This window comes from Bacteroidales bacterium, assembly GCA_014860585.1.
Lineage (GTDB): Bacteria > Bacteroidota > Bacteroidia > Bacteroidales > 4484-276 > RZYY01.
Genome location: JACZJL010000044.1, coordinates 1 through 14961, shown reverse-complemented (window position 1 = coordinate 14961; position 14961 = coordinate 1). Strand labels below are relative to the sequence as shown.

14 protein-coding genes are annotated in these 14961 nt (G+C 44.2%); 6 read left to right on the top strand and 8 right to left on the bottom strand.

What is annotated here, in order from left to right:
* Positions 1-42 precede the first annotated feature (42 nt).
* Positions 43-594 carry an OmpH family outer membrane protein gene (locus IH598_05130; protein MBE0637882.1) on the top strand — a complete coding sequence of 184 codons (552 nt, stop codon included), beginning with the start codon at positions 43-45 and terminating at the stop codon, positions 592-594.
* A gap of 114 nt (positions 595-708) precedes the next feature.
* Positions 709-1224 carry an OmpH family outer membrane protein gene (locus IH598_05125; GenBank protein ID MBE0637881.1) on the top strand — a complete coding sequence of 172 codons (516 nt, stop codon included), beginning with the start codon at positions 709-711 and terminating at the stop codon, positions 1222-1224.
* A gap of 56 nt (positions 1225-1280) precedes the next feature.
* Here IH598_05125 and IH598_05120 read toward each other — a convergent pair whose 3' ends face one another.
* Together IH598_05120 and IH598_05115 are read right to left on the bottom strand one after the other, a co-directional pair.
* Complete coding sequence (locus tag IH598_05120; GenBank protein MBE0637880.1) at positions 1281-2075, bottom strand: alpha/beta hydrolase; 795 nt, start codon at positions 2073-2075, stop codon at positions 1281-1283.
* A 23-nt stretch (positions 2076-2098) separates the two neighbouring features.
* Positions 2099-3391: an aminopeptidase P N-terminal domain-containing protein gene (locus IH598_05115; GenBank protein MBE0637879.1), complete on the bottom strand. Its 1293-nt coding sequence runs from the start codon at positions 3389-3391 to the stop codon at positions 2099-2101.
* A 155-nt stretch (positions 3392-3546) separates the two neighbouring features.
* Here IH598_05115 and IH598_05110 point away from each other — a divergent pair, with 155 nt between their 5' ends.
* Genes IH598_05110 through IH598_05100 form a run of 3 tightly spaced genes read left to right on the top strand, consistent with a single transcriptional unit; the run spans position 3547 to position 6953 of the window.
* Positions 3547-4233 carry a succinate dehydrogenase cytochrome b subunit gene (locus IH598_05110; GenBank protein MBE0637878.1) on the top strand — a complete coding sequence of 229 codons (687 nt, stop codon included), beginning with the start codon at positions 3547-3549 and terminating at the stop codon, positions 4231-4233.
* A gap of 22 nt (positions 4234-4255) precedes the next feature.
* Positions 4256-6172, top strand: coding sequence for a fumarate reductase/succinate dehydrogenase flavoprotein subunit (locus tag IH598_05105; GenBank protein MBE0637877.1), 1917 nt, complete (start codon positions 4256-4258; stop codon positions 6170-6172).
* A 25-nt stretch (positions 6173-6197) separates the two neighbouring features.
* Positions 6198-6953, top strand: a complete 756-nt coding sequence (locus IH598_05100; GenBank protein ID MBE0637876.1) for a succinate dehydrogenase/fumarate reductase iron-sulfur subunit — start codon at positions 6198-6200, stop codon at positions 6951-6953.
* Between the two features lie 453 nt (positions 6954-7406).
* On the opposite strand, the gene IH598_05095 is transcribed toward IH598_05100, so the two are convergent.
* From IH598_05095 to ovoA, 6 genes are all read right to left on the bottom strand, one after another.
* A complete protein-coding gene (locus tag IH598_05095; protein MBE0637875.1) occupies positions 7407-7928 on the bottom strand; it encodes a polyisoprenoid-binding protein in 522 nt (173 codons plus the stop codon).
* 49 nt (positions 7929-7977) lie between these two features.
* Positions 7978-8856: a pirin family protein gene (locus tag IH598_05090; GenBank protein MBE0637874.1), complete on the bottom strand. Its 879-nt coding sequence runs from the start codon at positions 8854-8856 to the stop codon at positions 7978-7980.
* A 134-nt stretch (positions 8857-8990) separates the two neighbouring features.
* The gene (locus IH598_05085; protein MBE0637873.1) at positions 8991-9857 is read right to left on the bottom strand and encodes a helix-turn-helix domain-containing protein; all 867 of its coding nucleotides are present in this window, start codon (positions 9855-9857) and stop codon (positions 8991-8993) included.
* 97 nt (positions 9858-9954) lie between these two features.
* On the bottom strand, positions 9955-10752 hold the full coding sequence (locus IH598_05080) for a hypothetical protein (GenBank protein ID MBE0637872.1): 798 nt from the start codon (positions 10750-10752) through the stop codon (positions 9955-9957).
* Between the two features lie 205 nt (positions 10753-10957).
* Positions 10958-11446, bottom strand: coding sequence for a hypothetical protein (locus IH598_05075; GenBank protein MBE0637871.1), 489 nt, complete (start codon positions 11444-11446; stop codon positions 10958-10960).
* A 120-nt stretch (positions 11447-11566) separates the two neighbouring features.
* Positions 11567-13687 carry a 5-histidylcysteine sulfoxide synthase gene (gene ovoA / locus IH598_05070; GenBank protein MBE0637870.1) on the bottom strand — a complete coding sequence of 707 codons (2121 nt, stop codon included), beginning with the start codon at positions 13685-13687 and terminating at the stop codon, positions 11567-11569.
* A 161-nt stretch (positions 13688-13848) separates the two neighbouring features.
* Here ovoA and IH598_05065 point away from each other — a divergent pair.
* The coding region (locus tag IH598_05065) for a proline dehydrogenase family protein (GenBank protein ID MBE0637869.1) at positions 13849-14961 on the top strand (1113 nt) is incomplete at its 3' end.

Genomic DNA, 14961 nt, shown 5'->3' with positions numbered 1-14961 from the left:
AAAAGAAATAATTAAAAAATAATATCAATAGGAGGTAAAATCATGAAAAAAAATGAGTTCATCACCAAAGTATTTTTGTCAATCATCCTAATCATGACCCTTGCTACTGCTAACGGTTTTGCGCAGAAATTCGGTTATGTAGACAGCGACTACATCCTGAAGAGTATCCCTGAGTTTCAGGATGCACAAAATGAGATTGACGATCTCTCCAAAACCTGGCAGGCCGAAATCGAAGAGCAGTTCGCCAAGATTGACCAAATGTACAAAGCATACCAGGCCGATGCAGTTCTTCTCCCGGAAGATCTGAAGAAAAAGCGTGAGGAAGAAATCATAAAGGCAGAGCGTGAAGCCAAAGAATTACAGCGACAACGGTTTGGACAGGAAGGAGATCTGTTCAAAAAACGACAGGAATTGGTAAAGCCGATTCAGGAAAAAATCTTCAATGCTATCGAAGAAATTGCCAATAAGCAAAACTATGCCTTCATATTCGACAAGGCAAGTGGTCCGGTGATCATGTACGTTAATCCGCGTTACAACATCAGCGATGAAGTATTGGATCAGATTGGAAGTATCATGGGGGTAAAGAAAGAGTAGACCACCGGTTAACATGTTACCAATCATATTTTTACAGGAATTTATCAGAAATTCAATATATTAGACTATTTTTGTGGCCGAAAAAATTAATTTTGAAATCATAAAACAATTAAAATGAGTAGAATAGGAAAAATTTTAACAGTACTGGTGTTTGTTTCGTTTGCCTTTACAGGCCATTCACAAGCCCAACAAAAATTCGGACATGTAAACTTCGCTACACTCTACAGTGCCATGCCAGGTCAGGATTCGATCATGAAAGTTTATGAAGCTTACGCAAAAGGATTGCAAAACCAGTTGGCAACAATGCAAGCCGAGTTGGAAAACAAGTACATGGACTACCAGGCAAACCAGGCTACCTGGTCAAATATCATCCGTCAGACCAAGGAAAAAGAAATTCAGGATATCCAGGGAAGAATGGAAGAATTTAATACACAGGCTCAAACAGACCTCAGGAGTAAAGAGGATGAGTTGACAGCCCCGCTCATCGAAAAAGCCCGTAAAGCAGTTGAAGATGTAGCCAAAGAAAGCGGATACACTTACATTTTTAACAGCACGGATGGCCTGTTGCTTTATGCAACTCCCAGCGATGATATCATGCCACTTGTCAAGAAAAAATTAGGGATTAAATAAGAATAAATTTGATCTCAACGTAAAATCCTCCGGTATCCGGGGGATTTTTTTTGTAATTACCGGAATTGCTTATGTGCAAAGCAAACAATCATTTCGAGTGTCTTTTGTCTGGCTTCAATATATCCCATGTGCCCGACATCGGCAAGAACCAGCACTTCGGAATGGCGCGGCAAAATGGCCTGCGCAAGTACATTTTGCACCGGAATGCGCATATCTTCCTTTCCGGCGATAAATAACACGGGAATGGTGGTATTGAGCAGAAGATCGAGTTTGCCGGAGCGCTCCTTCATCCCTTGCAGGGCAGCAATAATACTCTGGCCGCTCATTTTATCGGAAATATGCCACAGGCGATCAATGTCTGCGGTGAAATTTAATACATTAACCTCAGCAAAAAGATCGGGGATAAACTGCTTGATAAATCCTTTACGATTCAGCTTTATCATGTCAATTGTACGCTGCCTGTTTTCTTTAGCTTCTTGCGTGTCGGCAGCAGCATGTGAATGAAACAGGCAAATGCCTTTGAGCAACTCCGGATATTGTTTGGCAAATTCAAGGGTAACATAGCCCCCCATCGAATGGCCAACCATAACACAACTTTTTACCCCAAGACCATCGAGCACTGCTTTTATACTTTCTGCCATCAACTCCATCGAATGAGTTTTTTCGATCAAAGGAGTTTTCCCGTGGCCGGGTAAATCAATTCTGATGACTTTGAAGTTTTTCGACAAAATAGATGTAAAATCATCCCAGATTGCCATCGACTCGATGAAACCGTGCAAAAGAACCAGCGCTTCACCATCGCCATCAACTTTGTAATGAATTGTTTTTTTCCTGAATGTGATTGTATTCATTTCGAAGAAATTAATTTTAAAAATTATCGCTGTGCCATTAATGCTTCAATTTCATCCGGCTCAGCCGGTATGTTGAAGGACAAGTCAACCGGACCGTTTTCGGTGATGAGGATATTGTTTTCCAGCCTTATTCCAATTCCTTCTTCACGGATATAAATTCCTGGTTCACATGTAAAAACCATGCCGGCTTTGAAGGGTTCGTATTTGTGAATAACATCGTGAACGTCAAGTCCCAGGTGATGTGCCGTGCCGTGCATAAAGTATTTTTTAAACAAGGGTTGATCAGGGTCTTGCTTTTCCACCTCATCCTTATCAAGGAGGCCAATCCTGATCATCTCTTTTTCCATCTCATTGTTTACAAAAGTATTGTATTTCTCCATAGTATTGCCAGGAAACATTTGTTGAACCGATAATTTTTGTACTTTAAGCACCAGTTCATACAATTGCCTCTGCCGCGGGTTAAACTTTCCGTTAACCGGTATGGTTCTTGAAATATCAGCGGCATAGTTGGCGTATTCAGCGCCGAAATCGAATAATACCAGCTCGCCGTTTTCACAGCTCTTGTCGTTTTCGGTATAATGCAGCACACAGGCGTTTTTCCCACTGGCGATTATCGGGGCAAATGCGCTGCCTGTGGATCGATTGATCAGAAATTCATGCTCCATTTCAGCCTGGATTTCAAATTCATAAACTCCAGGTTTGGTGTATTTAAGCATTCTTCGAAAGGCTTTTTCAGTGATGGTTAACGCCTGTCGGATCAGGTCGATTTCTTTTTCCGTTTTGATCATACGCAGGCGGGTCATCAATGGCGCCGAACGTTCATAGCAATGTGACGGATATTGGCGCTGTAATTCCCATGCAAAGCGATGGTCGCGAGAAAAAACTTCCGAAGAATATTTTGGATATTCGTAAGTGTTCAGGAAAACATGATCGCTCCAGATGACCAGATCGCGCATTGTCATCTCAAAGCCATTCAACCATTGGACGTTTTTGATCCCTGAAATTGCGGTAGCTTCCACTTTTGTGAGTTTGCTTCCGTCGCGAATAGCCATTTCTTCGTTCGTTTCCACTAAAAAAAGTATCTCTCTGAGTTTTGGATCGGGATGATCAGGAGCTAAGAGTAAAACAGATTTTTCCTGGTTAATACCTGTGAGGTAAAAGAAATCCGAATGCTGGCGAAATGGGTAGAACTGGTCTCCGCTGCGTGGATATTCGTCGTTGGCATTGAAAATGGCCACAGAGCCAGGTTTCATCAGGCTGCCAAACCGTTCCCGGTTGCCCGAAAACAATGCAGGATCAAGAGGTTCGTATCTCATTTTTGTGATTTGTTAATTTAAACAAAATATAAATTACCAATAAAAAATGTCCTGTGATAAATCAGAACGCTTTTTAAGTATAAATTTGCTCGTTTCTCGTGCAAAAGAAGGTCTTTTTAAATTAAGTGTTTCAAAAAACCTAAAAAATTAATCTTATGGGTAATTCTACTTTACAACTCTCCTCCATCACCAAAAAAGTCATCATGGCTTTGGCGGGCTTGTTTCTGATTTCGTTTCTGCTGGTGCATCTTGGCATTAACCTCACGGTACTGATTCCCGGATCTGGCATTGAAATTTTCAACAAAGCAGCCCATTTTATGGGGACCAATCCGGCGATAAAGGTGTTTGAAGTCGTCCTTTTTGGCGGCTTTATCATCCACATCCTTTATGGTCTGGCGCTTCAACTGCAAAACTGGAAGGCAAGGCCTCAGGGCTACAAGGTGACCACAACCACCCAGCTTTCCTTTTTCTCAAAATTTATGATCCATACCGGGGTGTTGATTTTCATCTTCCTGTTCATACACATGATTGATTTCTACTTTAAGGCCAAATTTACTGATATTGTTCCAACAGTGATGTATGACGGGAAAGAATATCACGATCTGGGTTCGCTCATCATCGAAAAATTCAAGATGATGGGTTTTGTGATTGCTTACCTGGTTGCCTTTGTCTTCCTGGGCTTTCACCTGCATCATGCATTTCAGTCAGCATTTCAATCCATGGGTTGGAACCACAGCAAATACACTCCATTCGTCAAGAAATTGAGTTTGGTTGTATCAGTTGTCATCCCACTTGGATTTGCCATCATTCCGATGGTCATTTATTTCAGTTCAAGTTATTAATGAAAATTCCATATATACTATGATAAAATTAGACGCAAAAATTCCTGAAGGTCCGTTAGCAGAAAAATGGAGCATTCACAAAAGGAATATCAAACTGGTTAATCCTGCCAACAAGGCAAAACTTGATATTATTCTTGTTGGTACCGGCCTGGCCGGCGCTGCTGCAGCCTCTTCATTAGGAGAGTTAGGGTACAATGTTAAAGCGTTTTGCTTTCAGGACACTCCCCGCCGGGCGCACTCGGTGGCAGCACAGGGAGGAATAAATGCAGCCAAGAATTACAAGAATGATGGTGACAGTGTTCACCGCTTGTTTTATGATGTGATCAAAGGTGGCGATTTCCGTGCCCGCGAAGCCAATGTGTATCGCGCAGCCGAAGTCAGTAACCAAACCATTGACCAGATGGTTGCTGCCGGAGTTCCATTTGCCCGTGAGTACAGTGGCTATCTCGACAACCGTTCTTTTGGCGGTGTACAGGTGTCGAGGACTTTTTATGCTAAAGGCGCCACCGGTCAGCAATGCTTACTGGGTGCATATTCCGGACTAATTCGCCAGGTGTCAAAAGGCAAGGTGACCATGTACCCGCGTCGCGACATGCTTGACGTGGTGATTATTGATGGTAAAGCGCGTGGAATTATCACACGAAACCTGGTTACCGGTGAAATAGAGCGCCATGCAGGACATTGCGTTGTGCTGGCTACAGGCGGCTACGGAACGATTTATTATCTGTCAACCCTTGCCCTCGGATCGAATGTTTCGGCTGCATGGTCAGCCCACAAAAAAGGCGCGTTGTTCGCCAATCCGAGTTTTATCCAGATTCACCCAACGAGCCTTCCGCAGCTGAACGATTACCAGGCTAAGCTAACGCTGATGTCAGAGTCGCTCAGAAATGACGGACGCATCTGGGTTCCGAAAAATAAAGGAGAAACCCGCGCAGCCAACGACATTCCGGAGGAAGATCGCGATTATTACCTCGAGCGTCGCTACCCGGCCTTCGGAAATTTAGTTCCCCGCGATGTGGCCTCCAGAGCAGCCAAAGAGCGCTGCGATGCCGGCTATGGTGTCGGGAAAACAGGCCTTTCGGTTTATCTCGATTTCAAAGACTCAATTAAAAAACAAGGTAAAAAAGCCATTGAAAACAAATATGGCAACCTCTTCGAAATGTATCACAAAATCACCGGCGACAATCCCTACGAAGTTCCAATGAGGATATATCCGGCAGGGCATTACACCATGGGCGGTCTCTGGGTTGACTACAACCTGATGACCACCGTTAACGGGTTGTTTGCCATCGGCGAATCCAACTTCTCCGACCATGGCGCCAACCGGTTGGGTGCCGGCTCATTGATGCAGTGCTCAGGCGAAGGCTACTTTATCATCCCCGTTACCATCGGCGATTTTCTCTCAGGAGAAATTAAAACTCCACGCCTCTCGACCGACCATCCCGAATTTGCCAGGGCCGAAAAAGAGGTCAGGGACAAAATCAATAAACTGCTCTCCATCAAAGGTAAGCAAACGCCAACAACCTTCCACAGACGACTGGGCAAAATCATGTGGGACTACTGCGGGATGGTGCGCAACGAGGAAGGGCTATTGAAAGCACAGACAATGGTAAAAGAGCTGGAAGAAGAATTCTGGAAAGACCTGAAAGTGGCCGACACCGAAAATGAACTGAACCAGGAGCTTGAAAAAGCTGGTCGTGTGGCGGATTTCTTTGGCATTGCCAAACTGATGATACAGGATGCTTTAGACCGCAAAGAGTCTTGTGGCGCTCACTTCCGCGAAGAGAGCCAGACCCCCGAAGGCGAAGCCAAACGCATTGACAGCGAATACAGCTACGTGGCTGCATGGGAATACATGGGCGAAGACAAACCGCACACATTGCACAAAGAACCGCTGGTTTTCGAAAACGTGGAACTCAAAGAAAGAAGTTACAAATAATCACGAACTAAACACCTTTAATGATATGAATCTCACACTCGAAATATGGAGGCAAAAAGACGCCAAAAGCAAAGGAAAATTTGTGACTTACCAGCTTACAGGCGCTTCAGAAGAGATGTCGTTCCTCGAAATGCTCGACTATTTCAATAAAACGCTGATCGAAAAGGGCGATTCACCTGTGGCATTTGAATACGACTGCCGCGAAGGGATCTGCGGTTGCTGCGGGCTTTACATCAACGGATATGCTCATGGCCCCGCCGAACTAACTACCACCTGCGAATTGCGGATGTACAAATTCAAAGATGGCGACAAAATCGTGATCGAACCCTGGCGCTCCCGTGCATTTCCGATAATCAAAGACCTGATCGTTGACCGCTCGGCGTTCGACAAGATCATGCAGGCCGGCGGGTTCATTTCAGCCAATGCCGGCGCCGCACCCGACGCCAACGCCATACCGATCCCGACACCAAAATCCGACGCCGCCTTCGATGCAGCCACCTGCGTAGGCTGTGGCGCCTGCGTGGCAGCCTGTAAAAATTCATCCGCAATGCTCTTCGTATCTGCAAAAATCTCCCAGTATGCCTTCCTCCCGCAAGGCCGTGTGGAAGCCAAAGAACGCGTACAGAAGATGGTCAGCCGGATGGATGAACTGGGCTTTGGCAACTGCACCAACACCGGCGCCTGCGAAGCCCGCTGCCCCAAAGGCATCAACCTTACCCACATCGCACGCATGAACCGAGAGTTCCTCGGCGCTAAACTTGGCGCACAGCTAATAGCATAAAAGAAGTTGTTTTCATTTTTTTACCCCGCCACCGTGCGGGGTTTTTTATTGAAAACTTACAAGGTTTTGAACGGGCAAAACGCTGACAGGTCTGAAAGACACTGCCATGTTCTCCCGCAGAGAAAACATGTTCTTTTCAGGGAATGAATTCTCAGGAGTTGAACAAATGGATTAGTCTCGCTACCGGGCATTTCTTCAACACCCAGCGCAACCTTGAAGAGGTTGGATTACTGTAGCAAAAAGTGGTTACGGTTAAAAATATAGCAACCTCGTAGAGGTTGGATTATAAAACCACAAAAAGGGTTCCATCCCCGCCCCCTCCTTCGTCGGGGTCGGGCAAGCCCGCCTTTTCATTCTTCAAAGTCGGACTAGCTCTCCCTGCGGTTGGAGCTGGCTTGCCTGGCGCTGAAACCTGACAGGTTTTAGAAACCTGTCAGGTTTGAATGGGATAAATTACCCCTGCTTCACAAACTGCGCACCGATGGCCAGCTTCACTTTGTCGGAAACTACGATGCTGCCGGCTTCGGTTACGGCATTCCATTTCAGGCCGAATTCTTTGCGGCTGATCTCGCCGGTGATCTCAAAACCTGCTTTTGTTTGTCCGTAGGGATCGGTCACAATGCCGTTGAATTCAACTTCGAGCGCTACCTCTTTGGTTATGTTTCTGATGGTGAGATTGCCGGTGAGTTTTTCGCCGTCAAATGTTGTGGATCTAAAGGTCATTTTCGGGAAATCGGCTGCGTTGAAAAAGTCGTCTGATTTCAGATGGGCGTCGCGGTCTTTCACTTTTGTATTGATCGAATCAATATCAACGCTCACTTCTACAAATGCGGTGGTGAAATCCTCGCCGTCGGTTTCAACTGTGGCATCGAATTTTTCAAACTGCCCGCTTACAGTCGAGATCATCATGTGCTTCACTTTAAAGCCAATTTCGGAATGTGTAGGGTCAATTACCCATTTTGTTTTTGTGTTCATTGTTTTGATAATTAAGTTGCTGGTTAATATGTTGGATTAAAATTTCAAATTATATCGTCATTGGTACGTCCATTAGCAGCACCCTGGAATCTGTCAGTGATTTAAGACTCAGTTCGCTGGTGTCCCACATACCAAGCCCATCGCGCTTTTCCAGGTGCTGTCCGTTTATTTCTACCTCTCCGTCAATTACAAAGGCATACACTCCGTTTCCGGTTTTTTTAATCTGATAAGAATCAGTTTTGCCACTTTCGAAGTTCCCCATGCTGAACCATGCATCCTGATGAATCCAGACCCCCTGATCGCCGGCATTTGGCGAGAGTACCTGATAAAAACGGTTCTTTTGCCCGATCTCTTTGATCGAAAGCTGATCGTAGCGTGGAGTCACATTTTTCTTGTTTGGGAAAAGCCAAATCTGAAGGAATTTCACCTCACGATCCTTATTTTTATTGAACTCACTGTGAAAGATGCCGGTTCCGGCACTCATCACCTGGATATCACCCTCTTTGATGATGGCAACATTTCCCATGCTGTCTTTATGTTCCAGATCTCCTTCGAGGGGGATCGAAATAATTTCCATGTTATCGTGCGGATGAGTTCCAAAACCCTGACCTGCGGCTACGCGGTCGTCGTTCAGCACCCGAAGCACGCCAAAGTGCATCCTGTCCGGGTTGCGGTAATTGGCAAAGCTGAAGGTGTGATAAGAATCGAGCCAGCCATGATTGGCATGTCCTCTGGTTTCTGCTTTGTGCAAAATAGTGTTCATTGTTTTATTCTCCTTGTTTGGTAAATGGTTAAATCCAACCTGGTCAAGCATCAGGTCGTAATCAGAATTTTTCTTTCTGATCTGACCGGCATTCAGCATAAGTGGCATTGCGGCGCCTGCTGCTGTTGCCAATATTGTTTTGGTTAAGAACATTTTTCTATCCATGGTCCATGTTGGTTTTGGTTAAAAATCAAATGATTAAGGTAAAATTAAAAGATAATATTTCATTTTGCAAAAGTCTTACAAAACGCTCTGCAGGTCAATACGAAAATCAGTCAATAAGATATGAAAATCCGTTATTATGCCTTTTCCTTGAATTTCAAAGGGGAACCGCCGGTCGCCTTTTTGAAAAATGCACTGAAATTGGCAGGTTCTGCAAAGCCAAGTTTGTAACCGATTTCTTTGGTAGAAAGTCCTGAAAAGTAAAGATGCCTTTTGGCAGCCAGAATGATCCTTGATTGGATGATCTCTTTGGCTGTTTTCCCTATGAGTGATTTGACCACACGATTCAGGTGATCGGGCGTCACGTTGAGTTCAGCGGCATAGTCTGAAGTTTGATGCCAATTCATGTAATGTCCTTCAACAAGTTGCTTGAAATTTTTCAGGATGGAATTTCCAGCCTCTTGTTTCTGCGTATTGTCAATACTTAGCGAACAAAGGTTGTTGCTGTTGATGAGCAATAGTTTAAGGTAAGCGCTGATGGCCTGGTCTTTGAATTTTAAATCCGAATCGTATGCTCTGATGATCTCTTCAGCAAAATTCGACATCAGGCTATATTCATCTACGCTGAGGGTTAAAGGAGGTGATTGACCGTAATCGTTGAACAAGGCCAGGTCGTCAATAAAATAAAACGGGATATGGTTTTCTAACAGAAACTGTGGTGAAAAGAGGATGGCGTAACCATGAGATTGTTCAAATTCGATGACCTGGTGCACCTGTCCGGGACTGATGAAAAACAACTGGTACGGCGCAAGCGGATATTCAAAGAAATCAATGATATGTTTACCGTTGGCATGTTTTACCAATAAAACCGTGTAATACTCATGGCGATGGGGATCGTCCTTTTTTCCTTTACGCGCTTCCCAGATTTCTTCCATCCGCGAAATCCTGAAGTTGATCGAATCATCATCATGACTGACCTGGCTGTATGTTTTGATGTCGTGCATGGGTTTTTACGCTTCGTTGTAATTATAAACAACCGAAAAGCAAAATTGATGAACACCAAAGTTTCGATTTCAGACGAGTTAAAACCCTGTTAGGGTTTCAGACCCTGTCAGGGCTCCACAAAAACCGTTTCACTGCGTAAAATATGTTGATTGCCAAAATCATTAGGATTCCTGCGCCGGCGGTAAGGATAATCGGTTCCATGGACTCGGCTTCGTCGGTTAACCTTTTTGAAATAATCCCTAAAAAGGCCCAAACAATGACAATGCTATAAAAGAAATCTTTTCTCAGGAGCAATATATAAATCCCGACAGCAGTGGCAATGGAAATCATTACAACAGTCCAGAGCTCATCCGAAAAGCCAAATTTATCCCAGTTTATTCGTACAAGGAAAATGGAAACATTGGCAATGGTAGCTACCGTGATCCAACCAAGATAAACGCTGAACGGCACATGCACAAGGAAGTGCTCTGCACGGCTGATAATGCGTTTACCTGCGCCAAGATTCAAATAGATCATGATGAGTGATCCAAGCAAAATGGCCATAAATACAACTGACAGCCAGATCACCTGGTGATGCCAGGCGAAAAGCCACGCCATATTGGCTATACAGGAAATAAAAAACCAACTGTCGATCCGGTACAAAAACCGGTTTTGTTTCAGGTTGCTATCGCTGAAAATACCCTTGGATTGGTAAATGGAAAATGCGATCAACAGAAGATAAATAATACCCCAAATGGAAAATGTAAACCCTGCCGGAGTAAACAGCGACCTGAAACCGGCCGAAACTTCGCCAGTGGTTCTGCCACCGATCGGCAAGGTATTGGCAAGGTAATTCACCGCAATCATGGCAACAAGGCCAACAATATTCAAAATCTGATAAACCTTCAGCTTCATCCTATAAATTTTGCCGTGAAAATAGTAAATTGTTATAAACTCAAATCGTTGGCGGTATGAAAAGTTGCCGATTGCGGGCGATTTCCTGTCAAGTTACACAAAAGTTGGAGCGGGCTACAACCCTTGAATAACCTACTGTCCCGGCAATTTTTTATACCGCGTGTTGGCGTGTCGTTGTTTATTTTCTTTAAATCATTTTTGTCAATTAAGGTACAACATCAAATTCAGTCAACTCATTACAATTAAAAATCTCTTTCATAATCCGTTTACCAAATTCTGTCGCAGATTTCGTGTCCAAATTGGATTCTATTTTTACAACTGGAGCTTCTTTCAGGTCTTCATACCTAGTTTTATTTCCATAAGTTGTCATTGTCACTTGATATCCGTTTGATTTGCCAAATTCTTTAATCTTGTCAATGTATGGTTTTTGTTCATTAACCATAGCTTCAAACTCTATATTTATCTTTCCATTGTTATCAACGAAATAGATACAATCTAAACCATTTGATGTAATACCGAATAAATCGTATTCAAGATTTTTATTTTTTAATTGCTCCATAACAGTCTCAAGTTGGTCAAGTTTAATCCGCTTTGCAACTTGTATCTTTGGTTTTTTATTTCCTGATGTCTTTGAGATAAAAAATATTATCCCAATAACTACTACAATTCCAATTACTATTAATCCAGTTTTCATTCAGTTAGTTTTATGTTAATCATTTTAATTCTCAAGTATCTGTTTCGGTTTCTTTTACAATGCACGCCAACTATGATATAAACTACAGACACATTGTTCTCCGCAGCTTTTTCAGTGGTCTTATTTCCTCTGCCAGACAGTGAATTCCGAAAGTGTATGCTGAAACTTACGCCTGGTTTCTTTGATCACGAAAGGAACTTCAAGCGGTCCGTCAATCAGGTGAAAGTTCTTATCAAGTTGGATATGGAGCCCGTCAAGTGTAGTAACCGGTTCGCCATCTTTTTTGAATCCCCCGATCCATTTATCGCGTTGGGTATATTCTTCAAGCCAGGTATAGGGTGAGGCGATCACCAATATGCCTCCGGGATTGATCCGTTCGTGGATGCTGTCGAGAAATTTGCCCGGGTCGTACAACCGGTCAATCAGATTTCCGGCAAAAACCAGGTCAAAGCCTGTAAATATCGGCTTAAGGTTAACGGCATCTGCCTGGAAGAACTCAACTTTGTGCTCAAGTCCTCTGAAACCGAGGTTTTCAATATTCACCTCATGATACGACACCAGGTCACCTTCCTCAGTCAGAACATAACGCACAATTCCTTTCCGGATTAATTCGTCGGCGATGCGAATAAAGCGAGCTGAGAAATCGAGTCCGGTGACAAAATCGAATTTGCGCGCCAGCTCAAAAGTGGTTCGGCCAACCGCGCAACCCAGGTCAAGGGCGCGTTTCATGGGGCGGCCTTCCATATATTTCAGACAAATCTCCGCTGACTTTTTGGAGAAATTCTCCACGCCGAAATAGGACTTGCCATAATGCGCTTCACAGTATTGCGAAACAAGTGCATCGGTTTCATACACGTCTTCTCTGATTTTTGGTGGCGTGTCCGTTTCGATGTAGCGGAATCCGGCATGCTGGAAAAAGTGCCTGCGGAAGGCATAGCGTGCGTCGCGGGTTGCTTCGTTGCCGGTCGAAATCCACGATCCGCCTTTGATCAGGTTATGCCGCGTGTCAAAGGTTGGAGTAGAGAAATCATCATAAATAGGGTGGATTTCAAAACCGGGAAAGCCTGTGATCGGCGTTTCGGTCCATTGCCATACATTGCCGATCACGTCGAAGAAATCGCTGAATTTGTGGGTATCTACCGGAACTGATGAAGCAAAGTATTCAAGGTTGATGTTACCCGGCGCTTTTTCCCAGTATGGCTGGTCGGGAATGTTATGCTGGTTGCGGAAATGAACCCATTCTTCTTCCGTAGGCAGCCTCAGTTTTTTTCCGGTGGTTTTACTTTTCCAGTTCGTAAAAGCTTTTGCTTCGAGGTAATTCACCTCCACCGGCCAGTTCCAGGGCATTTCAATGATCTCGAGCATAGTCCGGAATTTCCAATTGCCATTTTCATCGTTTATCCAAAATATCGGGTGGTTGGATTTGCGATAATTCCGCCACGCCCAGCCCTCTTTGGTCCAAAACTCCTGTTTTTCGTATCCATTTTCCTTGACAAATTCAAGGAATTCCTGATTTGAAACCAGATATTTAGAAGCTTTAAGGGGCATGATCTCCCCAGTGATTTTTCCGTATTCGTTATCCCAACCGTAAAGTGGATGATCTCGGTTCTTGCCGGGATTAACCAAACCTCCGGGAACTTCGATCAATTCATTTTCGGGCGCATCACCCCATTTTTCACAAATTCTCCAAAAAGGATGTTTCACTACCTGATCAACGGGCAACTGGCGGATAAGGACTGAAGATGTTTCGAGATGAATGCGCTCATGTTCAATTCCCATCATGATAATCCACCATGGACTTTCCCAGTTAATGGGCATTTCGAGCGGCATGGTTTTAATTAGCTGATCCATAACCTGCCTCACTTTATTTCGGTAATTCCTCACCTCCTGCACCGCCGGCCAGTTGTAATTTGCTTCATTCAGATCGTCCCAGGACATCTCGTCCACACCTACGGCAAAAATGGATTCAAACTCCGGATTTACCCTATATTCGATGAGTTTGGCCGGGATCAGCTTGTTAATGTAAAATGCTGCTGTATGACCAAGATAAAAAATTAACGGATGCCTCAGCGGGTCTGCCCGCATGTAAAAGGTTTCGTCGCTTTTTAATGTCTCATAGAGTTTCTCGTCGATGTCGAAGGTTTTGTGGAAATAATCGAGCATCTCTTTTCGCTTTTCCTCTGGGTCTCCCTCGTTCAGAATAATGGTTTTGGTAACCAATGAATACAATGAATTCTTCATATCTGATAAATCATATAAAATGCTTCAAACACTTAACAACATGGGCTTCCAATTGTTATTTATCTAACTTTTTACAGCCTGCATACGCTGTCAAAAATAAGGAATTTTGCCTTAGGTGTGATTTATTTGAATTGTGTTTTTACATTTGCCAAAAAAATGTCATGGTATCATTCGACAACACTGAGATCGCTTTTAAAAGCAAGAGCAATTACGATTTAAACAGGTCCTACCTTTTATTCAGCGCACTGGCACAAACCTGGATTGTCAGGCTGGGAGGTGGGATAACCCAGAATTTTTTGAAAATTGGCTTTCCGGTCAATTGGTTTGTTAAGCCGACCATTTACCGGCAGTTTGTAGGCGGCGAAACCATTTCTGAATGTATTCCCACAGTGGAGCAACTCAGCAAATTCAACGTAAAAGCCATCCTCGACTACTCCGTCGAAGGGACCGACTCCCTTGTTGGCATAACCCATGCACTTGAAGAAACACTGCGAACCATCGAAAACGCCGCATCAAATCCCAACATTCCCTTCGCGGTTTTCAAACCCACGGCATTTACAACCAGCGCGGTGCTGACCAAAGTGAGTGCAGGTGAGAAACTGACAGAAGCAGAAGAGCAGGAGGCAGCCAATTTCCGCCAGAGGGTTGAACTGCTGTGCAAAACTGCCTTCGAAAAAGGGATTCCCATTTTGATTGACGCCGAAGATTCGTGGTACCAGAAATTTATTGATGATGTGGTGAATGAAATGATGGCGAAATACAACCGACAGCGGGCCATTGTTTACAATACTTTCCAGATGTATCGCCACGACCGGCTCGACTTTTTGAAACAATCTTACGAAATGGCTGTGAAGGGAAATTATTTCCTCGGGGCAAAATTTGTCCGCGGCGCTTATATGGAAAAAGAACGCGAACGAGCAGCGCAAATGGGTTATCCATCTCCCATTCAACCTGATAAGGAACACACAGATAATGATTTTAATGCAGCCCTCAAATTTTGTGTTGACCATATTGATCGGATATCCATTTTCAATGGCACCCACAACGAATTCAGCTCGCGTTATCTCACCGAACTGATGGCCGAACACAATCTTCCCAAAGACCATCCCCGCATCTGGTTTTCACAGCTTTACGGCATGAGCGACCACATCAGCTTTAACCTTGCACACGCCGGTTACAACGTGGCAAAATATCTTCCCTATGGCCCGGTGAAGCACGTCATCCCCTACCTTGTCAGAAGAGCCGAGGAGAACACCTCCGTTAAAGGGCAGACC

Excerpts from the sequence above, each read along its gene's own strand:
- IH598_05115 (MBE0637879.1), bottom strand. The coding sequence starts at position 3,391 with ATGAGATACGAACCTCTTGATCCTGCATTGTTTTCGGGCAACCGGGAA.
- IH598_05120 (MBE0637880.1), bottom strand. The coding sequence starts at position 2,075 with ATGAATACAATCACATTCAGGAAAAAAACAATTCATTACAAAGTTGAT.
- IH598_05100 (MBE0637876.1), top strand. The coding sequence starts at position 6,198 with ATGAATCTCACACTCGAAATATGGAGGCAAAAAGACGCCAAAAGCAAA.
- IH598_05085 (MBE0637873.1), bottom strand. The coding sequence starts at position 9,857 with ATGCACGACATCAAAACATACAGCCAGGTCAGTCATGATGATGATTCG.
- ovoA (MBE0637870.1), bottom strand. The coding sequence starts at position 13,687 with ATGAAGAATTCATTGTATTCATTGGTTACCAAAACCATTATTCTGAAC.
- IH598_05125 (MBE0637881.1), top strand. The coding sequence starts at position 709 with ATGAGTAGAATAGGAAAAATTTTAACAGTACTGGTGTTTGTTTCGTTT.
- IH598_05130 (MBE0637882.1), top strand. The coding sequence starts at position 43 with ATGAAAAAAAATGAGTTCATCACCAAAGTATTTTTGTCAATCATCCTA.
- IH598_05095 (MBE0637875.1), bottom strand. The coding sequence starts at position 7,928 with ATGAACACAAAAACAAAATGGGTAATTGACCCTACACATTCCGAAATT.
- IH598_05075 (MBE0637871.1), bottom strand. The coding sequence starts at position 11,446 with ATGAAAACTGGATTAATAGTAATTGGAATTGTAGTAGTTATTGGGATA.
- IH598_05110 (MBE0637878.1), top strand. The coding sequence starts at position 3,547 with ATGGGTAATTCTACTTTACAACTCTCCTCCATCACCAAAAAAGTCATC.
- IH598_05080 (MBE0637872.1), bottom strand. The coding sequence starts at position 10,752 with ATGAAGCTGAAGGTTTATCAGATTTTGAATATTGTTGGCCTTGTTGCC.
- IH598_05090 (MBE0637874.1), bottom strand. The coding sequence starts at position 8,856 with ATGGATAGAAAAATGTTCTTAACCAAAACAATATTGGCAACAGCAGCA.